The following is a 24922-nucleotide window of genomic DNA, read 5'->3' on the forward strand; positions in this document are numbered from 1 at the left end:
GGCCCCTCGGCACGCCCCCTCGCCCCCGCCCCGGCCCGACCACCGCGCGCAGCCCGCGCGGAGCCTCGTACGGCGGTACACACACCGGCGGTTCACCCACCCGGCGGGGGCCCCTCCGCCCCAGCCGCCGCCTGCGACGCCGGCCGCGGGGCACGGCCCGCCCGCGGCCCGGCGCCGCGCGCAGCAGGACACCCACCGCCCCCACCGCCCCCACCGCCCCCGGCGCGGACCCGCCGGCGCCTGAAAGCCGGGACGGCCGCCAGCCCGAAGCCCAGGCCCGCCGCCAGGAGATGACCGACCGTGGTGAAGTCCGGCAACGGCCCGGCCACCCACTCGGCACCCCCCAGCGGCCATCCGAGAACGAAGACCGCCCACGGCGGCCGCCCCCACCGCGGCAGGGCGAGCGTGCCGACCGCCAGCACCGCCTGCGCCCCGTAGCTGACACCGAAGTCCAGGCCCTGCCGCACGGCCGGCGGATACCAGCCCTGCCGCAGCGCGACGGCGATGACGACCGCGGTGAGCAGGGTGGCCGCGACATGCCCCCCGAGGAACACCGCCATCGCCCGCGGCGCTCCCCACCGGTACTCCGCCCAGGCCAGGAAGCAGCACACCCCCAGCCCCAACGTGATCAACGTGCCCACGAACCCGGTCGAGGCGACGTCCGTGAGCGTGCCGTCGAAGAACAGCGCACTGCCCGCCAGCGCGGCCAGCGGATGATCACGCAGGTTGTCCGGACTGGTGCTGACGTAGCCCAGCACCCCGGCCGCCCGGTCCGCGGACAGCCCGCGGCCGACCCAGACATGGGTGGCCAGCAGCAGACAGACGTAGCCGAAGGTCAGGGGCGCACGGCGCGGGTACCCCCACAGGGCGCGGAACACCCGCCCAGGGGGACCCGGCGGCGACGGCAGGTTCATGTCGGGCACTCTCCAGGTCGGGTCGACAGCGGGGGGCCGGGCGGACGACGCCGACGTCTCTCCTCCGCCCCCTTGGAGGTGATGCGGTTCGCCGCGCCCGGGTTCCGGCGGCCCCGCACCCGCAGCCTGTTGACGGGGCCTCAAAGCCCGCGGCGGAGCAGGGGTTTCCCAGGCGTTTCCCCGTTGCCCGTCGCAGTGGGCGACCCGCGCCTCCTCGACACGCGAGGGCGCCGGGGGACAGTCTCGAACCGCCCGGCGGCCGACCGGTCCGTGCCCCTGCGACACGGACACCGCGACCAGCACGACGGGCACGACGGGTACGACGACCCGCGCGACACCGCGCGGCGGAAACGGGGGACCAGGCGATGACGATGCGTACAGCGGCACCGGCGGCGATGGCCGCGCTCACCCTCCTGACCGCGTGGGCGGGCGCCCACAGCGCCACCGCGGCCCCGACCGCCCCGGCGGCCCCGACGACGGCGAAGGCGGCGAAGGCGGCGAAGGCGGCCGGCACCTGCGCCGTCCTCGCCCCCGGAGCCTCCGCGGTGGCCGAGAAGGCCGTGGCGGCCGCGTGCGAACAGATCGGCGTCTGGTACACCTGGGGCGGCGGCCACGGACCACAGCCCGGACCGACCTACGGACAGGTCGACCCCAGCGACCCCGACAGCGCCCACGACCCCGAACGGCTCGGCTTCGACTGCTCGGGACTGGTCCGCTACGCCTACGCCCGCGCGGCCGGCGGCGACCCGCTGACCGGCAACGCCTACCACCAGTTCCACTCGCCGCAGGTGCGGCAGCGCTTCACCGCCGCCCAGGCGACCGGCCCGCTGCTCCCGGGCGACCTCCTGGCCTGGGGCTCCGGGGGCGCCGTCCACCACATCGCGATCTACCTGGGCGCGGGAAAGATGGTCGAGGCCCGCGAATCGGGCACCCGGATCACCGTCAGCGACGTACGCCTGGGCGGCGACTACGCCGGAGCGGTCCGCATCGCCCCGCCGGCGGCCGCACCCGGCACGTTCAGCACCTGGGGCACGGACGTGTGGACCCACCAGGAACCGTCCACCACCAGCCCGCGGGTACACCGGTTCCCCGGCCCGACCACGGTGCGCATCGAGTGCCAGAAGCACGCCGAACCGGTGACCGCCGAGGGCTACACCAACGACGCCTGGTCCTACCTGCCCGAGTACGGGGCCTGGATCACCAACATCTACATCAAGGGCGCGGCCTGGCTGGACGGCGTACGCACCTGCCCCTGACCGGCCGGCGAGCCCCCGGCCCCGCCCCCTGCCCGGGCGCCCGCCGGCGGTGCTGGTGCCGCTCGGGCAGCCGGCTGTCCGGATGCGCGCCCACAGCAGCACGTTGTCCGGCCGCCGCCCCCACCGAAGAAGCCGAACACCTCCTGGTCGGATTGGCGCCTGAAGCGGGTGAGGACGAAGAGGGTCTGCCGATCGGCCTCCACCACCGGCTTCACGCGGTGATGAACCGCCGGCCCCGGGGTCCCGGGGGAGCGGTGCCCAGCCCCCGCCGCCCGTCACCGGGGCCGCCCCCGGTCGCGGGCCGCCCGCCGCGACGGCCCCGTCCCCGCCGCCGGCTGCGCCGGGCGTGCCCGGCCGCGCAACCCGCCCCCGGCGGCGCCCCGTTCCGCCGGGCGTTCCCAACCGGTGCCCGGCCGCCGCCCCTTGCCCGCCGCGTGAGTGCCGCAGGAGCCGGATCCACCCAGGCGGACCCCGACTTCGAAAGAGCCGTTCCGGCCGCCCTTTTCCACCGCGGAGAAAAGGGAAAGGGAAACGATTTTCCGCCTGAGTTCCCAGAGGAGTCCCCCCGGCCGTAAATCGACTGCACAGATCGCACATTCAACAATTTACCCGTGCGGCCTGTTCTGCCGGTCGGCGCACCCGTCTCCAGCCTCCTGTGTCGATCGTCCATATACGCCCGGATTCGTCGCATACTTCTCGGCGACTGCGCTACCGAGTCGTCCCTGATGCCCGTCCGGAGCCCGACGGAGGAAATCATGACCCCGCCCGAGAACAGCCCGCTCGCCGAACAGGCCGTTGCGGCGCCGACTTATCTGGCAGATATCCGATTCTTCTTCCGGCCCGAAGACGTGGCGCACATGGCAGCCAAGGGAATCGAACTGGGCACCTACGACGGACTGAAGAGCAACGCCCTCTCGGTACACGCGCAGACCGCGCCGCCCAACTCGCTGATGCCCCCGGACGCGGCCGGCAAATGGAGCACCGCCCGCTCGCAGACGTTCAAGAACTGGATCGTCAACGGATGCCCCCTCGGCACAGCCGCACCCGCCGAGCCGCCCACGGACGGGCAGGCCCCCGGAACCCGGCTGCGCAAGGAAGTGACGAAGCTCGACGACGGCGAATTCGACCTGCTGGCCACGGCGTTCAGGGGCCTCATGGACCGGGCCCCGGAAGACCCCAACAGCTACTTCGCCCTGGCCGGGCAGCACGGCCTGCCGGACAGCTGGTGCCTGCACCACCAGGACCGCTACAACCCCTGGCACCGGGAGTACCTGCGCGTCTTCGAAGACGCCCTGCGCTCCGTCCCGGGCTGCGAGGAGGTCACCCTTCCCTACTGGGACATCTCCACGGAGCTGCCGCAGCGGCTGCAACAGCCACCCTTCGACGCCTACGTCCTCCCGGCCGACCCCGGCGCCACCGTGACACCGCCGGTGACCGGGTTCTTCCCGTACACCACCCAGCGCTATCCCGCCGCCCAGATCGCGCAGAACGTCGCGGACTTCGAGGTCCTGGAAGACATCGCCACGTCGTTGACCCAGTCCCTGTGGGGCGCGTACAACGTCAACGGATACCAGGACTTCTCGATCCAGGCCCACGACAGCGGCCACGGATCGATCGGACCGACGATGGGCACCCAGGAAGTCGCCTCCTACGACCCGGTGTTCTGGTTCTTCCACTGCAACCTCGACCGCCTCTGGCTGAGCTGGCAGACCCGGGTCTCCGCGACCACGCTGACCGGCTTCCGCTCCACACTGGGGGAGAACACCGACTGGCTGACGGCGCCGTTCAACGCACTGCCTCCGTTTGGCACGACCGCGGACCAGACCGTCGAAACCGAGGCCTCCTACGACCGGCTGGAACTCCTCAGCCCCGTGGAGGGCCCGCTGGAGAACCTCACCGGAAGCATCGACGCCATCCACCCCTTCACGTTCCGCAGCGCCAGCCCGGTCTCGGTGCGGGTGAAGGGGATCCACCGGCTCGACATCCCCGGGTCGTTCGTCGTCACCCTGCTCGCCGACGGGGAGCCGGTCGCCAAGCGCTTCTTCTTCCAACCGGTCAACCCGCCGGGCTGCGCGAACTGCGTCGAGCACGGCATCGTCAACATCGACTTCAGGATGACACCACAGCGGCTGCTCGACCGGACGCTGTCGGTCCGTATCGATGTGCCCGGGCACGCCGACGAGATCGGCACGGCCTTCCCCCTCGCACGAGCCGGCAACCCCACCATCAACGCCCGCCTGCTGGTGGAGGAGGCGTAGGGCGCGCGTCGAGCGCGGCCAGGCCCTCGCTCCACCGCACCCGCCGCTCCTCGGCGGTCTGCTCCCACCACGGCGTGCCGCGCTCACCCAGCGCCACCTTGGCCGTCTGGACCCGGGCGCGGGCGGCGCGCTCGGCCCGCCGGTCCTGCGCGCGCCGGGCGGCGGCCACCGCCCGCCGGGCCGCCATGAGGTGGACCCGCAGACGGGCACCGACCGCTTCGGGCAGGAGCGGATCGGTGGCACGCCAGCGGCGGCCGCCGATGACGACGTGATGCCCGTCGGCTGTGCTGACGGGCCGGGGTTTCGACGTCACCGCAGGCACCTGCCCGCATCCGCCGCCCCCATACCCCCGGACCCCGCCACCCCCGCCCTCACCGGGCGGCCGACGCCACTTTGACGACACCCCCCAACGGGCCGCGCGCCAGGCCTCGGCGAACAACTCGTGCGCCGGGACCGGCCCCCGCAGGCGCAGGAACGGCATCTCCGGCCTGACGATCCTGCACGCCAAGGCTGAAAGCGCCGGACGGGAAGTGATCGCCGTGGACCCCCGCAACACTTCCCGGACGTGCCCCGATTGCGGACACGTCGCGGCGGAGAACCGGCCCACACAGGAGAAGTTCCACTGCGCCGGATGCGGCCACCAGGCCCACGCCGACCACGTCGGGGCACTCAACGTCCTACGGGCCGGGCTGGCCCGTCGCCAAGAAACAAGCTTGACGAGAAGCCCCCGCATCGATGCGGGGGAGTAGTCACGACCCGATCCTGCCACGCCCCTGTGACACCCCCGCCGCGTCCCTCACTTCAGGGCGAAGAGCAGACTGGCGGAGGGGCAGTCGTCAGGCAGGTGGACCAACTGCGAGCCCGGCCGCGGCGGGTCGGCCCTCGTCCGGTTCCGCGGGCCCAGCAGATGGCCGGCGGAGCCGCCGTGCCCCGCCGTCGCCGCGAACCGGACGCGGTAGGCGCCCGGCCGTGCGTCCGGTTCGAACCGCCACAGTTGCGCGGCGCCCTGCGCGCCGCTGCGGCAGGCGCCCAGGGCGACCCCGGCGCCGCCCCCGCCGGCGGACCCTTCCAGACAGGTGCCGGTCTCGGCGTTGCGGAGCTGGAAGGTGTTCTGCCGGGCCGGGAGCCGCTGCCAGGTCTGGGCCGGCTTCCCGGTGCACTTCTCCAACTGCACCGGGCCGTTCGGGCCGGCGCCGAGACCGACGCACAGCCTGGAGCCCACGTTGACCAGGGCGGTGCCGCCGCCCGGCGCCGGCGACGCCACCGCCCCCGGCGAGGCGGAAGCGGAGCGGGTGGGGGAGGGGGTGGGGGTGGCGGGCGGTGCGGCGGTCGCGGACACCGCCGACCCGATGGCCACGACCGGAGCGGCCTGCGGGAGGGCGTCCTGCGCCGTCACGGCCGGGGCCGGGGCCGGGGCGGGGGAGGGGGCAGAGCCGTCGCCGGGGTGGGCCGGCAGCAGGGCGACCACGACGGCCGCCGCCCCCGCGACGGCCGCCGCCGCGGCCGACCACCTGACGCCGCCGGCCCCGGGGCGTGGTGCGAACGTCCCGTCCGGCGTGGCCGCGGCAGCCGGCTGCATGCCGTCCCCGCCCCCGGCCGACAGGAACGAGGCCGGGCTCCACAGCAGGATCCCGCCCAGCAGCAGCACGCCCAGACGGCCGTCGACGGCCCGCAGCTCCCGCTCGGCGCGGGCGCAGCCCTCGCACCGCTGGAGATGGCGGCCCAGGTCCCGGGGGCGGCGCCGGCCCGGCCGGCACAGCACGGCGGCGAGCTGCCCCCCGTAGTGGCGGCACTCCTCGCTCGCGGCCCGCTCCAGATGGGCACGCACGTACGCCTCCCGCAGCCCCTCCCGGGCCCGCGCCAGCAGCGAGCCGACGCCACTGGCCGAGATCCCCAGGCGGGCGGCGGTCTCCTCCACCGCCTCCTGCTCGACCACGCGGTGCCACAGCACGGCCTGCCACCGCTCCGGCAGCGACCGGTAGGCCCGCAGGACCAGCGACGCCTCCTCCGCGCGGAAGACGGCCTCCTCGGCGTCCGGGCCGTCGGACAGGCCCGCGGCCCATTCCCCGAAGTCGTCGGAGAGCCGCGTACGGGCCCCCTCCCGCGCCCAGGCGGCCGCCAGCCGGCGCACACAGGCCAGCAGGTACGGCCGCCAGGCGTGCTCGGGTCCGGCCCCCCGGGCCACGGCCCGGTAGGTCTGCGCGAAGGCCTCGGCGGCCAGGTCCTGCGCGGTGGCCAGGTCCCGGCAGCAGGTACGGGCGTAGGCGAGCACCGGGGGATGGTGGCGGGCGAAGATCTCCCCCATCACGTCGCTGACCCCCGTGTCGGGTTCCGAGGTGTACTCACGCAGCAGGGCGCAGAGCTCCCCGTCGCTGAGGCTTCGCAGATGCTGCCGGCGGGCAGTGCCCGGATCGCTCAACCCATGCTCCTGTGTGACGTGCTGACGTCCCGGAAGACGGATTCCGGGTGGGGCGGGACGGTACGCCCGAACCGGAATCCGCTCAAGTGCCCGACCCCGCCGGCCTGCGGGCAGACCCGCCCCCCCCCGGGAGGATCCCGCCAGCCGCAGGACCGCCCGGACCGCCCGGCGTGGTGCAGGCGGGTACGGCCCACCGCCGTAGGACCTCCACGACGTGCCGGCGCGCCCAGCTCACGCTGTGGGGCGTTCGACGAGGGTCAACTGGCTGCGCAGGGGAGCCGGCTGCGACTGGCATGCCTCCCGGGGGAGAGATGCTTCACCGGGGTGACGCGCGCCGCGCCGGGGGCCGGCCGATGCGCGGCCAGGGCGGGGGCGGGCGGCACGACCGTGCCGCCCGCCCCCGCCCTGGATGGCCCCCCGACCTGTGGTGCGTGTGACCGGACAGGCCGCGTCAGGGCTTCTGGGCGAGGGCCTTCAGCGCGGTGCGGGCACCGGCGTTCAGGGGGACGGGCGCGACGGCATCGGCCCGGGAGGGCTCGATCTCCTTCGCGGCCGCGTTCACCTTCTCCAGATCGCCCTTCTTCTCGTACAGCAGGTGGACGATCTTCTCGGCGAGTTCGGGGTCGAAGCCCTTCTTGACGAGCAGGACGTTCGGCACCGCGATCGTGGGGACGTCCTGCGGCTGGTGGTAGGCGGCCGCGGGGATGGCGGCCTTCTGGTAGACGTCGCCGTACTGCTGGTTCAGCGACGGCAGTTGGGCGGTGACGTCCAGGAAGCGGACCTCGTCCTTGAGGCTGGTGGTGAGGTCGGTGATGCCGCCGGTGGGCAGGCCCCCCGACCAGAACAGCGCCTGCACGGTGCCGTCCTTCATGGCGTCCACGGACTCCGCGAGTCCCAGGCGCTCGGCCGTGACGTCCGTGGGGGCCAGGCCGGCGGCCTTCAGCAGCCGGTGGGCGATGACCTCGGTGCCGGAGCCGGGCGCCCCGGTGGAGACGCGCTTGCCCTTCATGTCCTGGAGGGACTTGATACCGGAGTCCGCCCGGACCAGGACCTGGGTGTAGTTGGGGTAGAGCCGGGTCAGGGCCTCGATCTGCTGCGGCGAGGAGAACGACTCCCTGCCGTTGACGGCGTCGCCGGCGGTGTCCGCCAGGGAGAAGGCGATGTCGTAGGTGCCGGCCCCCAGCCCCTGGATGTTCTGCACGGACGCACCCGTGGTGGTGGCGGTGGCCCGGTAGCCGTCGAGGTCGTCGGAGATCAGCTTCGCCAGGCCGCCGCCGATCTGGTAGTAGACGCCCGTGGTGGGGCCGGTCGCGATCGTCAGACGCCCTCCCTTGCCGCTGCCGGCGCCCGCGCCCTGGGTCTGCTTCCCGCCACCGCAGGCGGTGACGGCCAGAGCGGCCACGAGGGCGGCGACGGCCAGGCGCGGGGCCCGGATCCGGTACTTCATGACAGTCGTCCTTCCGTGAGGGTGGGCGCCGTGCAGATCTCGTCGGCGGGAGCAGGCGCACGGCTGGGATGCCGGCGCAGCACGAGATGCACCCCGACCGCGCAGGCGAGTGCCACGAGACCGGCGGTGATCGCGACAGGTTCGAGATAGAGCAGGCAGAGCGCGGCGACGGCGCACAGCACCCGCTCCACGGGCCCCGCCGGGCCGGCGATCCGGCCGCCGGTGGCCGCGGCCAGCGCCGCGACCGCCAGGGCGGACACGGCAGTGGTCCACACGATGCCCCACAGGCTCCCCGTGCCCAGGAGCCGGCCGCCGTTGTCGGTCAGCACGAACGCGAACGGCACCAGGAACGCCGGAAGGGAGTACTTCCAGGTCGCCACCATGGTCCGCATCGGATGGCCGCCGGTGACGGCGGCGGCGGCCGCCGCCGCCAGCGCCGTCGGCGGGCTCACCTCCGACAGCACCGCGTAGTAGAAGATGAACATGTACGCCTCATGGGTGGCCACCCCCAGCGACAGCAGCGCCGGCGCGATGATCACTGCGGCGATGATGAAGGAGGCGGTGACGGGAACCGCCAGGCCCAGCAGGGACACCGACAGCGCCGCGAAGAGGACCGTCACCACCAGCTGCACCGTGGCGTTGTCGCCGAACACCGCGGCCGCGTCGACGATGACCGACGCCAGGTTCAGCCCGAGCCCGGTCTGGGTCACCACCGCGACGATGATGCCCGCGGCGGCACAGGTGGCGACCACCGGCAGCACCGACCTGATGCCCTCGACGAGCGCCGCGTACAGCCGGCGCGGCGTCATCCGGTGCCGGGCGTCGAGGAAGGACAGCAGGAACTGCAGGACCGTCGCGTAGGCCACCGCCTTGAACGGGGGCAGCCCCATCGCCATGAAACCGACGATCATGAAGAGCGACAGGAAGTGGTAGCCGAACCGGCCCAGCAGCCGCAGCGCCGAGACGCCCCCCTCCTCCCCGGCCACCGGCCGCGTCCGGTGCCTGCGGGAGTCGATCTCCACCGCCAGCAGGATGCCCAGGTAGTACAGGAGCGTCGGCACCATCGCGTACAGCAGCACGGTGAGATAGCTCTGCCGCAGGTAGTCGGCGATGATGAACGCCGCGGCGCCCAGGGTGGGCGGGGAGAGGATCGCGCCGATCCCCGCCGCCGCCAGCACCCCGCCGCCCTGCTCCCTGGTGTAGCCGGCCCGCCGCAGGACCGGCCAGGCCACCGACCCCAGGCTGACGGCGGTGGCCGTACCCGAACCGGAGACCGTGCCGAGGAGGAAGCCGGCCGCCGTCACGGTGCGGCCGGGCGCGCTGCGCGACCCGCGGAACGCCGCGAAGGACAGGTCGATGAAGAACCTCCCCGCACCGGAAGCCTCCAGCACCGCCCCGAAGATGGTGAACAGCACGATGTAGGTGGCGGCCACGTTCAGCGGCACCCCGTACACACCGTCGGTGCCCATGAAGAAGTGGGCCGCGATCGCGTCGACGTCGAAGCCGCCGTGCGCCAGCGACCAGTCGTAGGGCAGCAGCCCGCCGTAGTACGCGTAGAGGAGGAACGCCGCACAGAACGCCGGCAGGACCCAGCCGGTGGTGCGCCGGCACGCCTCCAGGACGAGCACGATGAGCACGATCCCGGCCACCACGTCCAGGGAGGTGGGCAGCTGCCGCCGCTCGATGAACGCGTCGAACCCCAGCAGCGGATACACGCACACCGCGAGCGCCGCCGCCGCGAGCAGCCAGTCCGCCCACCCCGGGTCGTCCCCGCGGGCGGCCCCCTCGCCGGGCCCGCGGCCACGGCGCCACGGCAGCAGCACCGCCGGCACCCGCACGGTCCCGCGATGGGTCAGGAACACCAGCGGAAGCGTCGCGGCGAGGAACACCGTCAGGTAGTACTGCCCGCCCTTGGCCACCGGGAAGAAGACCACCCAGAACGCGAACACCGACATCGCGGCACACACCGCGGACACCGGCCCCGCCACCCGCGGGGAAAGCCTGCGCGCCGGCCGCTCCTGCTCGAACTCGGCCACCAGCTCCTCGGCCGTACGCTGCCGCGGCTCGGAAGGCGACTCAGCCATGCTCATCCCTGCCATCCCGGGGTCGGTGCCTGCCTCTGCCCCCGACGGTGGCAGCCGTGACGAGCCGGAAACAGGAAATGCCCGCGGTCTTAACCTGGGTTTAGGGTTCGCCCGCGGCGGGCGCTCCTTAAGCTCGTATCCGTTCCTGCGGCCCCGGCACGCGTGCCCTCCAGGGCGCGGGCCCGGCGTATGAGGATCCGGGAGACGGCCTTGCGCATACTGCTGGTGGAGGACGACGACCGCGTGGCGGACGCCCTGGCGGGCGCCCTGCGCCGCAACGGCTACGAGGTACGGCGCGCGGCCAGCGCCGCCGACGCGCTGGCCGCACCCGCCGTCGACCTGGTCCTCCTCGACCTCGGCCTGCCCGACCGGGACGGCATCGAGGTCTGCCGGGAACTACGCGCCCGCGACGCCGTCCCCGTGATCGCGGTGACCGCCCGGGGAGCCGAACCCGACCGCGTACGGGGCCTGCGCAGCGGCGCCGACGACTACGTGGTGAAACCCTTCGGGACCGCCGAACTGCTCGCCCGGATCGAGGCGGTCCTGCGCCGCAGCGTGAGCCGGCGCGCCCACGACCACCGGACACTGAACCTGGGCGCCCTCACCGTCTGCCTCGGACAGCGCACCGTCACCCTGGACGGCCGCCCCATCGCCCTGACCCGCAAGGAATTCGACATCCTCGCCGTCCTGGTCCGCGCCGACGGCGCCGCCGTACCCCGCGAGCGCATCCTCGTGGAGGTGTGGCAGTCCACCTACGACGGCATGTCGCGCACCCTCGACGTCCATGTGGCCACCCTGCGCGGCAAACTCGGCCCGGCGGGAGCCCTGGTACGCACCGTACGCGGCTTCGGCTACCGGCTCGCCACCACCACCGACACCGCTGCCACCACCACCATCACCACCGCCGGCGCCGGTCCCGGCCCGGCCACGCCGGCCGGCGGCTGAGGATACGAGACACCGGATGCGCCGCCGGCTCCTCGTCATCGTCTTCGCCCTGGTGGCGGGCCTGATCACCGCACTCAGCCTGCCCCTGGTCCGGGCCACCGCCGAGCGCACCGTCCAGACCTCCTTCATCGGACGCGCCGAGGACGGAGCCTGGTTCGCCGACCTGGCCGCCACCGCCCTGGAGACAGGACGCACCGGCCGGCTGAAAGCCGCCGCCGAACGCTACGGCGAGCTCTACGACGCACAGATCGCGGTGGTCGACGCGGACAGCGAGACCGTCCTGGCATCCGCCCCCGTCGACCTCACCCGACCCGGCATACGCTCAGCACTGCTCCACGCCCTCGCCGACCGGCCCGCACAGCGCCCCGGCGTGGTGTGGCCGTGGGACGACCGCCCCTTCGTCCTGGCCGAGCCCGTCAAACGCGACGGCCGGATCCTCGGCGCCGTACTGATCGTCTCGCCCACCGACCGCGTACGATCCGAGATCGCCGACCACCTGACCCTCCTGGTGATCGCCAGCCTCGCCGCCCTCGCCGCCATGCTCGTCGCGATCGCCGCTCCGGTGGTCCGCTGGGTCCTGCACCCGGTACACGACCTGGACCGGGCCACCCACGAGGTCGCCTCGGGACAGCTGAAGACACGGGTCTCCGAGCGGGCCGGAGCACCCGAACTGCGCCGCCTCGCCTACAGCTTCAACGTGATGGCGGACAGCATGCACGCCTCCCGGGAGCAGCAGCGGGCCTTCGTGGCCCAGGCCTCCCACCAGCTCCGCAACCCGCTGACCGCGCTGCGGCTGCGGGTGGAGAACCTCGAAGAGTTCGTCACCGACGCCCGCGGCCTGCGCGAGTTGAACCTCGCCGTGGAGGAGACCGGCCGGTTCGGCGAGATCCTCGACGGCCTCCTGCAGATGGCCAGAGCCGAGGCGTCCGAGGCCGAACGCACCCCCGTCGACGTCTCGGCGGTCGTCGCGCACCGGGTCGATGCCTGGCAGGCGGCCTACGACGCCGGGAACGTACCGCTCACGACCCGGATCCCCGACGGGGTGGGCGCCCTGTCCCTGCCCGACTGCCTCGACCACGCACTGGACACCCTGCTCGACAACGCCCTCAAGTTCGGCGACGGCACACCCGTGACCGTGACCGTCACCCGGCCCCCGCACGGGGGCGGCGCCGACGGGCCGGACAGCGCGGTGGAGGTGACGGTACGCGACGGCGGCCGCGGACTGACCGACGAGGAACTCGCCCTCGCGGGCGGCCGGTTCTGGCGCAGCACCCGGCACCAGAACGTCCGGGGCACCGGACTGGGCCTCGCCCTCACCCGGATGCTGGTGGAGGCGGGCGGCGGCGAACTGCACCTGGCGGCAGCCGAACCGCAGGGCCTGGCCGCGACGGTCCGGCTCCCGGCCGCCCCCCTCCCGCCGGCCGCCGCACTCCGGCCCTGAAGCGTCACGGCCCGCAAGCGTCACGGCCCGGAAGCGTCCCGGCCCTGAGGCATCACGGATGCGACTGGCGGTACCAGCGGGCGGCACCCGGGTGCAGGTCCAGCGGATGGCTGGCGATCGCGGTGCGGCGGTCCAGACGGCGGGCCTCCGGATGGGCCCGTATCAGCTGCGGCTGCCCCTCGAACAGCAGCCGGGTCAGCCAGTACGCCTGCGCGTCCGGCATGTCCCGCCGCACCACCAGGAAGTTCGGCACGCTCACCGTGGTCACCGCGCTCTGCGCGCCGTAGACGACCGCAGGCACCGTGGTCTGGGTGTACAGCTCGCCGTAGGCCCGGGTCAGCGGCGGGACCACCTCGGCGAGGTCCACCAGACGGACCGGGGTCGACCGGCGCAGCTCGGTGATCGCCGCGGTGGGCAGGCCCCCGCTCCAGAAGAACGCGTCGATGCGCCCCTCGGCGAGGGCACGCGTCGACTCGCGGACGTCGAGCCGCTGGGTGGTGACGTCCTCGTCCCCCGAGAGCCCGGCGACCTCCAGGATGCGCTCGGCGGTCAGGGTGGTCCCCGAGCCCTCGGAGCCCACCGAGACCCGCGCCCCGCGCAGCTCCTTCACGCTGTGCACCGGGCTGTCCGCGCGGACCACGAGCTGCACGTAGTTGTCGTAGAGCGCCGCGAGGGCCACCACGGGCGACCGCCCGGAGAAGGGCGGGCGCCCGGCGACCGCGTCCGCGGCCGAATCCGCCAGGGCGAACGCCACCTGCGCCTTGCCCTGGTCCACCAAGTCCAGGTTCTCCACGCTGCCACCGGTGTGCAGAGCCCGGCCGGACACGTCCGGCAGGCGCTCGACGAGGCCCGCGTACCCGGCACCGTACTCCGCGTAGACACCGCCCTGGTTGCCGGTGGCCACCGTGACCACCCCGGACAGGCGGGTCGGCTCGTCGGCGCCGGTGCACCCCGCGAGCGGCGCCGCGAGGGCCAGCACGGCGCCCAGCAGGAGGCGGGCCAACCGCATGGACACCTCCTTCGACCCGGGAGGCAGGATCGGCCTTCCGGCCGGCCCGTACGACAGGGCCGGACCACGCGTCAGCCTATCGGCGGGGCGGGCGCCGGTCGACGCCCGGAAAGGAGCCCGTCATCCGGGCCGCCCGGCACGGAGGGCGTTGAGGAGCGCCGCCCCCCGCTCGGCGTCGTCGACGCTCACGGCGAACTCGGCTCCCGTGCGGGGGCGGACGACCAGGCACTCGCCGGCCCGGAGCATCACGGTGGCGCCCGCGCCACTGAGCCGGTACCCCCAGCCGCCGACCTGGGCGGGAGTGCGCGACTCGGCGCGGGCGGACTCGATGTCCTGCGGCGTCCAGCGCCGCACCGGCCACCCGAGCGGCCCGAAGGCCACCTCCAGGCCCTTCTCCGACACGCGGGCCTGCACGGAGCCGAAGGCCCAGGTCACGACCGAGGCGAGCGCGAAGGGGGCGACGACCGCCCCCTGCATGCCGGTGAGCAGGCCGCAGGCCGCGGCGAGGACGGCCGCCAGCGCCGCGACGCCGGTGACGGCCGCGACCAGGTGCAGCCAGGGGTTGGCGGCGCGGGAGAGCCAGACGAAGCGCTCCCCGGCCGGGATCACCATGGCCGCGCCCGCGCCCACGCCGGTTCCGGCGGCCGGGGAGGGCCGTTCGCCGCGCCGCCCGGCGAGCCGGCCCAGTACGCCGGCGGCCAGCGCGACCACGGACGTCAGGACCACCCCCGCACCCACGGAACCCGCCTCCCGCCAGTCGGCGCGGTCCAGGTTCGCGCGGACTGCCGAGGCCTGGAGGCCCGCCATGAAGACGCCCGTGAACGCCAGCGCCGCACCGGCCCACGACGGGGCCGGCGCGGCCGCGCGCCGCGTCGTGAGGACGGTGGCGCACGCCGACCCCGCCCATACGAGGGCTGGGAACACGGAAGCCGCCCACAGCGGCATCGACCCGTCGGGCGCCTCGCCGCCCCAGTGCGTGGCCACCCGCTCCGGCAGCCGCCCGCTCACGGCCAGGGGCAGCGCGGCCAGCAGCGCGAAGACGCCGGCGATCCACACGGCCGCCCCCCACCCGGCGCCGTCCGGTCGCTTCCCACAGCCGGTCACGCGAGCCCCCTGATCATCTCGATGAGATCGTTCCTGCCATAGCCCAGCCGTGCCGCCTCGGCCACCAGCGCGGAGGCCCGCTCCAGCAGCTCGGAGCGCTGTCCCGCGCCCTGGGCCACGGTGACCCCCCGGCCCCGGCGGAACTCCAGCACCCCCTCGTCCCGCAGGGCCCGCAGCCCGCGCAGCACGGTGTTGGCGTTCACCCCCAGCGCCAGGGACAGCTCCCGGGCCGACGGCAGCCGGTCTCCCGGCGCGCACTCCCCTTCGGCGACGGCGCGCCGGACGGCTCCCGCCACCTGCTCGTGGAGGGGCCGGCTGTCCGTGGTGTCCAGTCTCAGCAGCATGATGCCAATGAAAGTAGCACCAAGTGCTTCATGGAGGCATCCGCTAGACTTGCAGAGTTATGCAATTTGCCAGTTCTGTATCCAGTGGACGGGGGGTCGGGACGTGTCCGGGTTCGAGGAAGCGGCACTGGAACGTGTCCGCAGGGCACAGGACCGTCTCCAGGCCGCGCGGGAGGCCCGCGACGCCTTCGAGGAGGCGCAGGCCGCGGAGGAGCTGGAGGACGCCCTGCGGGTGGCCCGCGACCACGGCGTGGCCGCCGGCGGGGACAGCCGGTGAAGCCGGCGGCACCGAGGCCGGGCAGGTCGCCCGCCGTCGCCTACGCCGGCGGGCACGGCATACAGGTGCGCGTCCGCCCCTGCGCCCCCACTCATCGACCCGAGACGGAAGAACATCATGACGGATGACACCCGCGCCGAAGAGTCGGCTCACGAGAAGTGGAAGGAGAAGGGCGTCGCACTGCGCGCCTTCTTCTACATCTTCGGCACCCACGTGTTCGCCGGGTTCATCTGGCTGCTGTTCTACCTGGGCCGGCACGCCCAGAAGTGACCACGGCCCGGCCCGCCGGCGCGGGGCAGCGGTCCCGCCCCCGGAGCGGCGCCGGTGACACCCTGTCAGCCAAGGCGGTGACCTGCGGCGAACCGGTCCCGCGCCCCATCCTCACGCCGGGGGGCGGCAGTTGTCCATCCGTGTCGGCACCGAACCCCTGGCCACCTGGATCGGCAGGCGCCGCACCCCGCCGGAGCCGGCCGCCCTGGCCGCCGTACCGGCCCGGCCGGGAAGCCGCGAGGACCTCCCGACGCAGGCGCAGGGCCCGGCCGGCCGCGCCCGAGCCACGACGCCCGGGGCGGCGGCCGGCCGGAGAACCGTGCCCGCCGCCCGCCGCCCGCCGCCCCGCCCGCCGGCCGGCCGTCGCCCGGCCGCCGCCCCCGGCGTCGGCCGCCTGTACCTCACTCCGGCCCGCCCGCGGCGGGTTCGGACCTGCCGTGTTCGCCGAGCCAGCGGGCGAGCTTGCCCCGGCGGCCGACCGCGCGCAGCCGCCGCTCGGTGGCCTGCCGGGTGGCCGCGGTGGTGACCAGGAGCAGTTCGTCGCCGGCCGCGAGGACCGTGTCGGGCCCGGGGACCTGGGTGACGCCGTCACGGACCAGGAGGGTGACCACCGCCGGAGGAGGCAGCCGCAGCTCGAAGACGGCGACGCCGTGCAGGCGCGAGCCGGGCGGAACGGAGACGGTCAGCAGGTCGGCGTCGAGGACGTCCAGGGGCGCGCTCTCCACCTGGACCTCCCGCACGGCCCCGGGCCGGGTGATGCGCAGAAGGCGGGCGACGGCGGGCAGGGTGGGGCCCTGGACGAGGGTGAAGACCACCACGAGGACGAAGACGATGTTGAGCAGGTGGCGGGCGCCCTCGACCGCCGCGACGATCGGGAACGTGGCCAGCACGATCGGCACCGCCCCGCGCAGCCCCGCCCAGGAGATGAAGACCTGCTCCCGCCACGGGGTGCGGAAGGGCAGCAGGCAGGCGGCGACCGAGACCGGCCGGGCGACCAGCAGCAGGACCAGGCCGACCGCGAGGGCGGGCAGGATCGCCGAGGGCAGCTCGCCGGGGTCGACGAGCAGCCCGAGCATGACGAACAGGCCGATCTGGGCGAGCCATCCGGTGCCCTCGGCGAAGGAGCGGGTCGCCGCCCGGTGCGGCAGGCGCGAGTTGCCCAGGACCAGCCCGGCCAGATAGGCGGCGATGATCCCGCTGGCGTTGACGAGACCGCCGGCGGCGAAGGCGATGATCCCGAACCCGACGGTGGCCAGCGGATACAGCCCGGTGGCCGGCAGCGCGATGTGCCGCAGCGCGGCCACCCCGGCCCGGCCCACGGCCAGGCCCAGCAGCCCGCCGGCGACCAGCTGGTAGACGACGCTGCCGAGGATCGCCACAGGGCCGGGCAGCTCGGCGGCGGCGGTGGAGAAGACCAGGACCAGGATGATCGTCGGAGCGTCGTTGAACCCCGACTCCGCCTCCAGCAGACCGGTGGTCCTGCGCGGAAGCGGCAGGGAGCGCAGAACGGCGAAGACCGCGGCGGCGTCGGTGGAGGAGACGATCGCACCCAGCAGCAGGGCCAGATGCCAGTCCATGCCGAGCAGGAAGTGGGCCCCCGCACCCGTGACCGCCACCGACACCGCGACACCCGCCGTGGCCAGTACGCCGGCAGGCGCGAGCCGACGCCTGACGTCGGGCCAGCGGGTGCTCAGACCGCCCTCGACGAGGATGACCGCGAGGCCCGCGCTGCCCAGGGACTGGGCGAGCTGCGCGTCGTCGAACTCGATACCGATCACGTCCTCGCCCGCGATCACACCGACGGCGAGGAAGAGCAGCAGGCTCGGCAGGCCGAGCCGGTGCGCCGCCCGGGCGGCCGCGATGCTGGCCATGAGGACGACGCCGCCCACCAGCAGCACCAGGTACAGCTGCTGCAGCGTCACAGCGCGCTCCCCTCTTCCGGGCGCCCGAGCCGGCCTCCGGCCGCCTCGTGCGGATCATGCCGGGCCCGCGGCGCCCGGCACCGCGCCCCGCCGCGCCGCCTACGGCCGCCGGCGCCCCGCACACCCCCCTCCTCCGCCCGCCGTCCACGGCCTCAGGGCCCGCGCCGGCACAGGGGCCGCCGGCGGCCGGCGTCGAGGAGGTCCACCGCAAGGGCGGCCAGGACCAGGCCGGCCGCGAGCAGGAGCCCGTGCGGCACCAGCGCCCCGGTGGCCACGGCGGCGACGGCCAGGACCGTCGCCGACCAGGGGCAGGCCATCACCTCGGCGATCAGCAGGACGGTGGTGACGTTGTCCAGCCACGCCGAGAGGAACGCGGTGACGAGGATCAGCAGCACCATCAGCCGGTACGGGCGGCCGCGCGACCGTTTGGCGGCCCCAGAACGCCACGAACTCGAACAGCCCGGTGCGTCTGAGGACGGCGACGGCCAGCATCATGCCCAGGAGCAGGAAGACGACGTTCCAGTCGATCCCCGCGACCTCGGAGAAGAAGGCGTGCTCGGGACCGGTCGCCCCGATGGGCAGCATGACGACCGCACCGCCCAGGGCCGCGGCGACCCGGTGGACCTTCTCCGTGGCGATCAGTACGGAGACGGCCGCGAACACCGCCGCCGCCGGCCACGCGGTGACACTCACGGCGGCCCCGCCCAGCCGGTGCCGAGGAGACGCGGGGGCAGGCGGCGGGGTCGTCATCGGCGCGGCTCCGTTCACAGGTGCTGCCGTGAGCACCCGCACCCCTCAGGGGCCGCCCCCGACCGGAGGGTGCTCCAGTACACCCACCATCGCCTGCCGCCCCGGCCCGCCGCATCGGGGCCGGCACCCATCTTCAGGCCGCGGCCGCCACCCCGGGGCACCCGAGGGCGGGACCGGAGCCGCGGACCAGGCCCCCGCCGGACGCCCCCCTCAGGTGCGGCCGGCCCGGAGGTCGGCCAGGAGCTCGGCCTGGCCCTCCAGGACACCGGAGAGGATGCTGCGGGCGACCCGCAGGAGCTCGGCGACCTGCGAATCGGTCAGCGAGTAGTACACGTTCGAGCCCTCCCGGCGGGTGACCACCAGGTTGGCCTTGCGCAGCACGGCCAGCTGCTGGGAGAGGCTGGCCGCCTCCACCCCGACCTCCGGCAGCATCTCGGCGACCGCGTGCTCGCGTACCGACAGCAGTTCCAGGACGCGGATGCGGACCGGGTGCCCCAGCGTTTTGAAGAACTCCGACTTCAGCTGGTACAGCGGCGTGCTCGCCTGCGTGGCCCTGCCCTGACTGCCCATCTCATCCACCCGGAACCGCTCCTTCGCGGGGGCGTCCGTCCGCCCCTTCCTCACACCTGCGACCTCTGTGACCTCCACAATTGCAGATCCCTGCAACTCGCGGGCACCCTGGCCGGCACCCGCCGCGCCGCCCCGGCCGCCCGCGCGGGCCCGCCCGCCGGCCGGGCCTCAGACGAGGGCGGGCCCCGCGGGGCCCTGCCGGACGGGCCAGTCGTCGGTGCTCCAGTGCCTGCCCGCCCCGTCCCCGTCCCCGCCCGCGCCCTGCGCCCCGTGGGCGGCCAGGGCCGCGCCGAGGTCGCAGTGGACCGGTACGGGCGGACAGGCGGCGTCCGGGACGAGGGAGCCGTCCGCGGGGATCGCCGCGAGTTCGAGGCGGCGCCCGTTGTCGGCGAGGCGCCGGGCGGCCTGGGCGACGGCGATCTGCCCGCCGGCGGACCAGCCCAGCAGCCCCGTCAGGTCGAGGATGACCGGGCCGGTGCCCCGGGCCAGCGCCCAGCCGATCGCGCCGCTGAACCGGTCGGTGGCGTCCGCGCCGAGATACCCGGCCAGGGACAGTACGCCCAGCCGTGGTCCGGTGGTGTAGCGCCATTCGATCGTCATCGTCGTGTCCTCGGCTTGTCGGTGGTCTCGTGGGCGGTACGCCGTCGGTCTCCTGGGCGGTACGCCGTCCCGGCCGGCGCGTTCACCGGCCCGCCTCGGCCACGGTGCGGGCCAGGCGGAATCCGGACACCTGCTGGGGGTGCAGGCGCAGCAGGGTGTCGTGCGGGCCGTGGGCCCAGCCGGGCAGGGTGCGCCGGTAGTGGGCGGCCTCGTCCGGGTCGCAGATGACGTCCGCCGGGCCGTGGGCGCTGACCGTCCAGCCGGTCCCGGCCGGGCCGCGGATCTCGTCCACCTGGTAGGTCAGCATCGCCCGGCCGGGGACGGCCGCGGCCTGCACGGGGGCGCGGACGACCAGGCGCCCGTACTCCATCACGTGGGCGGCGGGCCGGACGACGGCCAGGTCCCGCTGCACGTAGACGAGCCGGCCCTGGGCGGAGCCTTCGAGGAGCCACAGGGCCTCGGTGCCGGACACCTCGAACATGATGCGGCGGTCGGCGGGGACGGTCATCGTGCGGCCTTCCGGAAGCGGTGCGGTCGGTGATCGGGCGGGAGCAGGGGGAGCAGGCCCGCCCGCTCCAGGTGTTCGCGGGCGCCGGCGATCGCCTCGGGGGTGGTGGCGTACTCGCGGCCCTGCGGGCGCAGCAGCTCCAGGGCGCCGACGGCGTCGAGGGCCTGGCGCTGGCCGGGCCGGATGCCGGAGGCCAGGACGGTGATGCCGCGCCGGTTCAGCTTCTCCACCGCGTCCTTGAGGACGAGGGCGCCGGTGGCGTCCAGGGTGGTCACCCGCGACATGCGCAGGATGACCACCCTGACGTCGCAGACCTCGGAGAGTTCGAGGAGGAAGCGGTGCGCGCCGGCGAAGAAGAGGGGACCGTCGATGCGGTAGGCGACGATGTGCTCGGCCAGCAGGGCGTGTTCCTCGTCGCTGTGCTCGCCGGGCAGGTCCGGGCGGAGGTCGACCTGCTCCATCCGGGCCTGGCCCGCCACCGCCTTCAGGGCGAGGGCGCCTGCGACGACCAGCCCGATGATCACCGCGTACACGAGGTCGAGGGCCAGGGTGGCGGCGGCGGTGAGGGCGAGCACGGCGGCGTCGGAGCGGGTCGCCTTCGCCATCGCGCGCAGGGAGGCGACCTCCACCATGCGCACCGCGGTCGCCAGCAGTACGCCGGCCAGCGCGGCGAGGGGGATCTTCGAGACCAGCGGCGCCGCGGCGAACACGATCACCGCGAGGACGGCGGCATGGGTGAGCGCGGCCAGGCGGGAGGAGGCGCCGGTGCGGACGTTGACGGCCGTGCGCGCGATGGCGGCGGTGGCGGGAACGCCGCCGAACAGGGGAGCGGCCAGGTTGGCGACGCCCTGCCCGAACAGCTCCCTGTCCGGGTCGTGCCGCTGTCCCACCGTCATCCCGTCCGCGACCGTCGCCGACAGCAGCGACTCCAGCGCGGCGAGTGCCGCGACCGCGACCGCCGGGGCGAGCAGCGAGCCGAGGGCGGAGGCGTCGAGGAAGGCCAGGGAGGGGGCGGGCAGCCCGGAGGGCAGGTCCCCGATCGGGGCCGCCGCCTCCAGGCGGAAGACCTGTGCGACCACGGTGGCCGCGACCACCGCGACGATGGAGAACGGGACCGCCGGCTTCCACCGGGCGCCCGCCAGCATCACCGCCGCGACCCCGGCCGAGAGGCCGACCGCGGTCAGGTTGGGGGACGCCGCGCCCTCCGCGAGCGCCCGCCACGCCACCGCCACCACGTTCTCGCCCTCGGGCCTGTCGACCCCGAGCGCGGCGGGTATCTGCTGCAGGCCGATGACGCAGGCGATCCCGAGGGTGAACCCCTCCACCACCGGCGCCGGCACGTAGCGCATGTACCGCCCGGCCCGCAGCAGCGCCAGGCCGATCAGGAGCACGCCGGCCATCAGGCCGACGGTCAGGACACCGCCGGGCCCGTACCGGGCGACGATCGGCACCAGGACCACGGTCATCGCACCGGTCGGACCGGACACCTGGAGGTTCGACCCGCCCAGCAGCGCGGCGAGCGCGCCGGCGACCACCGCGGTGGCGAGCCCCGCCTCGGCGCCGAGCCCGGAGGAGACACCGAAGCCGAGCGCGAGGGGGAGCGCGACGATCGCCACGGTCAGCCCGGCCAGGAGGTCCCGGCGGGGGCTGCGGCCCATCGCCGCGAAGTCGGCCCGGTCCGGCAGCAGCGAGCGGACCCGCCCGAGCGCGGAAGCCCAGAAGGCGTGCACGCTCACGAGAGCGCGGCCCCGGCCCCGGACTCGCGCAGCTCCTCCAGCAGCTCGCTCTGCCCGGTCAGGACCTCGGTCAGGATCCGCCGCGCCGCCGCCATCAACTGCGCGACGTCCCCGCCCGCCAGCTCGTAGACGACCGTCGCGCCGTTGCGGGTGGAGGTGACGATCCCCGAACGGCGCAGGACCGCGAGCTGCTGCGACAGCGCGGACGGCTCGATCTCGATCGCCGCCAGCAGGCTCCGCACCGGCATCGGACCGTCCTGCAGCAGCTCCAGAACCCTTATCCGCACCGGGTGCCCGAGCATCCTGAAGAACTCGGCCTTGGCCTGGTACAGCGGAACCGGCACGGTCTCGCACCCTTCTCACCACCCCGAGCGGGGCGCACGCCTGGCGCCGTGCCCGCGGCTACCTGCGAACACAGCCAACACAGCATCTATGAAATTGCAGAATTCTGCAATTTGCAGATTGCCCTGCTCCCGCGGAGCGGCCCGGCGCCGGGGGCCGCACACCCATCCGCTTTGTCGACAAAGCGCTGTTTGAGAGGTATGGGACGGGGTCACACGTGTATCGCCCGACCCCTACGCCCTGGAGACGCGATGCCCGAGAAGAACCCGTTGAAAGCCGTCACCGACAAGATCGCCGACGCCGTGCAGGGGGGAGGAACCGGACACGGTCCCGAAGAGGGGATCCCGGGCAAGCCGGCCTCCGTCTCCCCGCAGCTGACCGAACCGGTCCAGCCCGTCGAGCCGCTGCCGCCGAAGAAGGACCAGAGGGGCCCGGAGACCGTCAGCCCGACCGGGCAGCCCACCGGCGACGAGCAGGCCCGCACGGCCCAGAGCGGCGCCTACCTCACCACCGCCCAGGGCACCCGCCTTTACGACACCGACCACTCGCTCAAGGCCGGCCCGCGCGGACCGGTACTGCTGCAGGACCACCACCTGCGCGAAAAACTCATGCACTTCGACCACGAGCGCATCCCCGAGCGCGTGGTCCACGCCCGCGGCGCGGCCGCGCACGGCGTCTTCCAGTCCTACGGCACCGGCGCGGCCGTCTCCAAGGCCGCGTTCCTCGCCGCCGACGCCGAGACCCCCGTCTTCGTACGGTTCTCCACCGTCCTCGGCTCCCGCGGCTCCGCCGACACGGTGCGCGACACCCGCGGCTTCGCCACGAAGTTCTACACCGAGGAAGGCGTCTTCGACCTGGTCGGCAACAACATCCCGGTCTTCTTCATCCAGGACGCGATCAAGTTCCCCGACATCATCCACGCCGGCAAACCGCACCCCGACCGGGAGATCCCGCAGGCGCAGAGCGCCCACGACACCTTCTGGGACTTCGTCTCCCTGCACACCGAAGCCACCCACCACACCCTGTGGAACATGTCCGACCGGGGCATCCCGCGCTCCTACCGCATGATGGAGGGCTTCGGCGTCCACACCTTCCGCCTGGTCAACGCCCAGGGCACCACCACACTGGTGAAGTTCCACTGGAAGCCCAAACTGGGCGTGCACTCCCTGGTGTGGGAGGAGGCCCAGATCCTCGGAGGCGTCGATCCCGACTTCCACCGGCGCGACCTGGCCGACGCCATCGAGTCGGGCGCGTACCCCCAGTGGGAACTGGGCATCCAGACCTTCCCCGACACCCCCGAGCAGACCTTCGAAGGCATCGACCTCCTCGACCCCACGAAGATCGTTCCCGAAGAGCTGGCACCGGTGAAGCCGCTCGGCCTGATGACCCTGAACGCCAACCCGTCCAACTTCTTCGCCGAGACCGAACAGGTCGCCTTCCACACCGGCCACCTCGTCCCCGGCATCGACCCGACCGACGACCCGCTGCTGGCCGGACGCATGTTCTCCTACCTCGACACCCAGATCACCCGGCTCGGCGGCCCCAACTTCCCCCAACTGCCCATCAACCGCACCCACGCGCCCGTCAACGACATGCTCCGCGACGGCATGCACCAGAGCGCCGTCCACCGCGGCACGGCCCCCTACCACCCCAACAGCCTCGACGGCGGCTGCCCCTTCTTCGCCGGCGCCGACACCGGCGCCTTCATCGAGGTCCCCGTCGAACTCCCGGCCGCACGCAAGGTCCGCGAGGCACCCGCCTCCTTCGACGACCACTTCTCCCAACCACGGCTGTTCTGGCTGAGCATGAGCGCCGTGGAACGCGAACACATCATCGCCGCCTACACCTTCGAACTGTCCAGGTGCTACGAGCAGGCCGTCAGGGAACGGGTCCTGCAGACACTCGCCAACATCGACAGCCGGCTGTGCGCCGAGGTCGCCGCCGGACTGGGACTGCCCGCACCGGCCGCCACCGAACCCCTCGCGGACCCCCGCCCCAGCCCGCGCCTGTCCCAGATCGGCCAGACCTGGCCACTGGACGGGCGGACCGTCGGCATCGTCACCGACCCCGCCGGCGACCTGGCCGGCGTGGCCGAGGTCCGCCAGGCCGTCCTCGACGCCGGCATGGTGCCGCTGGTGGTCGCCCCCACCGGCGGACGCCTGGCCGGCGCCGCAGACCCGGTGACCGTGCAGCGCACCTACGCGGCCGCGCGATCGGTCGAGTTCGACGCACTGCTGTTCGCCGGCGTCCCCGCGGCCGGAGCGGACGCCTACGGCGCCCGCGACGCGAAGGCGGGCGACCCCCGGCCCGCCACCGCCGACCCCCGCGTCCTGGCCCTGCTCGCCGAGGCGTACCGGCACGGCAAGGCCGTCGGAGGCTGGAACGGCGCGGACCGCCTCTTCGAAGCGGCCGGCATCCACAACGGAGACGCAGGCGTCGTCCTCGCCGACAACGGCCCCGCCGCCCTGCGCCGGCTCACCGAAGAGATGGCCGCCCACCGTGCCTGGACCCGCTTCCCCGCCCCGTCGGCCTGACCCCGGGCACCACCCGACCCCGGGCGCCGGCCCCCACCGGCCGGCGCCCGGAGCCGCAGCCGTCCGGGCCACGGGGCGCCCCGGCCGCCATCCGAGCCCGGAGGCGGCCGGAGGCCCCGCCGGCCACTGCTGCACATCGGACGGTTCAGGTCATTCTCCGAACTGGCGCTCCAGGGAGGGAGAGAGAGTCGG

Annotated in this window: 22 protein-coding genes and 1 pseudogene; 8 read left to right on the forward strand and 15 right to left on the reverse strand. The window is 74.2% G+C overall.

The genetic code is table 11. The features are described from left to right. Positions 1–92: 92 nt before the first annotated feature. Positions 93–914 carry a rhomboid-like protein gene (locus tag BSL84_RS33735; RefSeq protein ID WP_159393492.1) on the reverse strand — a complete coding sequence of 274 codons (822 nt, stop codon included), beginning with the start codon at positions 912–914 and terminating at the stop codon, positions 93–95. A gap of 365 nt (positions 915–1279) precedes the next feature. On the opposite strand from BSL84_RS33735, the gene BSL84_RS33740 reads away from it, so the two are divergent. Both BSL84_RS33740 and BSL84_RS33745 read left to right on the forward strand, forming a co-directional pair. Next, positions 1280–2170 (forward strand): C40 family peptidase, encoded by an 891-nt coding sequence (locus BSL84_RS33740; protein WP_075969554.1) that lies wholly within the window; start codon positions 1280–1282, stop codon positions 2168–2170. Positions 2171–2925: 755 nt separating this feature from the next. Next, complete coding sequence (locus BSL84_RS33745) at positions 2926–4428, forward strand: tyrosinase family protein (RefSeq protein ID WP_075969553.1); 1503 nt, start codon at positions 2926–2928, stop codon at positions 4426–4428. Here BSL84_RS33745 and BSL84_RS33750 read toward each other — a convergent pair. Then, complete coding sequence (locus BSL84_RS33750) at positions 4397–4741, reverse strand: hypothetical protein (protein ID WP_045324218.1); 345 nt, start codon at positions 4739–4741, stop codon at positions 4397–4399. The genes BSL84_RS33745 and BSL84_RS33750 overlap by 32 nt on opposite strands. On the opposite strand from BSL84_RS33750, the gene BSL84_RS37875 reads away from it, so the two are divergent. Next, positions 4713–5177: a zinc ribbon domain-containing protein gene (locus BSL84_RS37875; protein ID WP_420718773.1), complete on the forward strand. Its 465-nt coding sequence runs from the start codon at positions 4713–4715 to the stop codon at positions 5175–5177. The two genes, BSL84_RS33750 and BSL84_RS37875, sit on opposite strands and share 29 nt — an antisense overlap. Positions 5178–5224: 47 nt before the next feature. Here the strand turns inward: BSL84_RS37875 and BSL84_RS33760 are convergent, their stop codons facing one another. The 3 genes from BSL84_RS33760 to BSL84_RS33770 all read right to left on the reverse strand — a co-directional run bounded on the left by BSL84_RS33760 (position 5225) and on the right by BSL84_RS33770 (position 10378). After that, entirely contained in the window at positions 5225–6847 is a 1623-nt protein-coding gene (locus BSL84_RS33760) for a sigma-70 family RNA polymerase sigma factor (RefSeq protein WP_075969552.1), read from the reverse strand. Positions 6848–7298: 451 nt separating this feature from the next. Beyond that, complete coding sequence (locus BSL84_RS33765; RefSeq protein WP_045323325.1) at positions 7299–8294, reverse strand: TAXI family TRAP transporter solute-binding subunit; 996 nt, start codon at positions 8292–8294, stop codon at positions 7299–7301. After that, complete coding sequence (locus BSL84_RS33770; protein WP_107484882.1) at positions 8291–10378, reverse strand: TRAP transporter permease; 2088 nt, start codon at positions 10376–10378, stop codon at positions 8291–8293. Before BSL84_RS33770 ends, BSL84_RS33765 begins: the two co-directional genes overlap by 4 nt. Positions 10379–10588: 210 nt before the next feature. On the opposite strand from BSL84_RS33770, the gene BSL84_RS33775 reads away from it, so the two are divergent. Continuing rightward, complete coding sequence (locus BSL84_RS33775) at positions 10589–11323, forward strand: response regulator transcription factor (protein ID WP_199816283.1); 735 nt, start codon at positions 10589–10591, stop codon at positions 11321–11323. A 16-nt stretch (positions 11324–11339) separates the two neighbouring features. Then, positions 11340–12764, forward strand: a complete 1425-nt coding sequence (locus BSL84_RS33780; protein WP_075969551.1) for a sensor histidine kinase — start codon at positions 11340–11342, stop codon at positions 12762–12764. Positions 12765–12816: 52 nt separating this feature from the next. Here the strand turns inward: BSL84_RS33780 and BSL84_RS33785 are convergent, their stop codons facing one another. From BSL84_RS33785 to BSL84_RS33795, 3 genes are all read right to left on the reverse strand, one after another. After that, on the reverse strand, positions 12817–13773 hold the full coding sequence (locus BSL84_RS33785; protein ID WP_075969550.1) for a TAXI family TRAP transporter solute-binding subunit: 957 nt from the start codon (positions 13771–13773) through the stop codon (positions 12817–12819). Between the two features lie 120 nt (positions 13774–13893). Next, positions 13894–14877, reverse strand: a complete 984-nt coding sequence (locus BSL84_RS33790; RefSeq protein ID WP_075969549.1) for a DUF1648 domain-containing protein — start codon at positions 14875–14877, stop codon at positions 13894–13896. Beyond that, complete coding sequence (locus tag BSL84_RS33795) at positions 14874–15221, reverse strand: GntR family transcriptional regulator (RefSeq protein WP_030033226.1); 348 nt, start codon at positions 15219–15221, stop codon at positions 14874–14876. Before BSL84_RS33795 ends, BSL84_RS33790 begins: the two co-directional genes overlap by 4 nt. Before the next feature lie 103 nt (positions 15222–15324). Here BSL84_RS33795 and BSL84_RS36730 point away from each other — a divergent pair, with 103 nt between their 5' ends. Together BSL84_RS36730 and BSL84_RS36735 are read left to right on the forward strand one after the other, a co-directional pair. Continuing rightward, positions 15325–15498, forward strand: a complete 174-nt coding sequence (locus BSL84_RS36730) for a hypothetical protein (protein ID WP_199816285.1) — start codon at positions 15325–15327, stop codon at positions 15496–15498. Between the two features lie 117 nt (positions 15499–15615). After that, positions 15616–15768, forward strand: coding sequence for a DUF6126 family protein (locus BSL84_RS36735; protein WP_199816287.1), 153 nt, complete (start codon positions 15616–15618; stop codon positions 15766–15768). Positions 15769–16169: 401 nt separating this feature from the next. Here the strand turns inward: BSL84_RS36735 and BSL84_RS33800 are convergent, their stop codons facing one another. From BSL84_RS33800 to BSL84_RS33830, 7 genes and pseudogenes are all read right to left on the reverse strand, one after another. Continuing rightward, a complete protein-coding gene (locus BSL84_RS33800) occupies positions 16170–17690 on the reverse strand; it encodes a potassium/proton antiporter (RefSeq protein WP_045323330.1) in 1521 nt (506 codons plus the stop codon). Positions 17691–18007: 317 nt separating this feature from the next. After that, positions 18008–18383, reverse strand: a pseudogene (locus BSL84_RS33805) (SLC13 family permease); the annotation flags it as partial. A 267-nt stretch (positions 18384–18650) separates the two neighbouring features. Further along, on the reverse strand, positions 18651–19010 hold the full coding sequence (locus tag BSL84_RS33810) for an ArsR/SmtB family transcription factor (RefSeq protein ID WP_030033541.1): 360 nt from the start codon (positions 19008–19010) through the stop codon (positions 18651–18653). Positions 19011–19178: 168 nt separating this feature from the next. Further along, positions 19179–19610 carry an STAS domain-containing protein gene (locus tag BSL84_RS33815; RefSeq protein WP_045323331.1) on the reverse strand — a complete coding sequence of 144 codons (432 nt, stop codon included), beginning with the start codon at positions 19608–19610 and terminating at the stop codon, positions 19179–19181. An 82-nt stretch (positions 19611–19692) separates the two neighbouring features. Next, positions 19693–20118 (reverse strand): pyridoxamine 5'-phosphate oxidase family protein, encoded by a 426-nt coding sequence (locus BSL84_RS33820; RefSeq protein ID WP_030029796.1) that lies wholly within the window; start codon positions 20116–20118, stop codon positions 19693–19695. Then, on the reverse strand, positions 20115–21776 hold the full coding sequence (locus BSL84_RS33825; RefSeq protein WP_079273402.1) for a SulP family inorganic anion transporter: 1662 nt from the start codon (positions 21774–21776) through the stop codon (positions 20115–20117). Before BSL84_RS33825 ends, BSL84_RS33820 begins: the two co-directional genes overlap by 4 nt. A 74-nt stretch (positions 21777–21850) precedes the next feature. Next, the gene (locus BSL84_RS33830) at positions 21851–22198 is read right to left on the reverse strand and encodes an ArsR/SmtB family transcription factor (RefSeq protein WP_030029798.1); all 348 of its coding nucleotides are present in this window, start codon (positions 22196–22198) and stop codon (positions 21851–21853) included. A 249-nt stretch (positions 22199–22447) separates the two neighbouring features. Between BSL84_RS33830 and BSL84_RS33835 the strand changes: the two genes are divergently transcribed. After that, a complete protein-coding gene (locus BSL84_RS33835; protein WP_075969548.1) occupies positions 22448–24730 on the forward strand; it encodes a catalase in 2283 nt (760 codons plus the stop codon). The last annotated feature ends 192 nt before the right edge of the window (positions 24731–24922 follow it).

Origin of the sequence: Streptomyces sp. TN58 (assembly GCF_001941845.1) — a bacterium.
GTDB lineage: Bacteria > Actinomycetota > Actinomycetes > Streptomycetales > Streptomycetaceae > Streptomyces.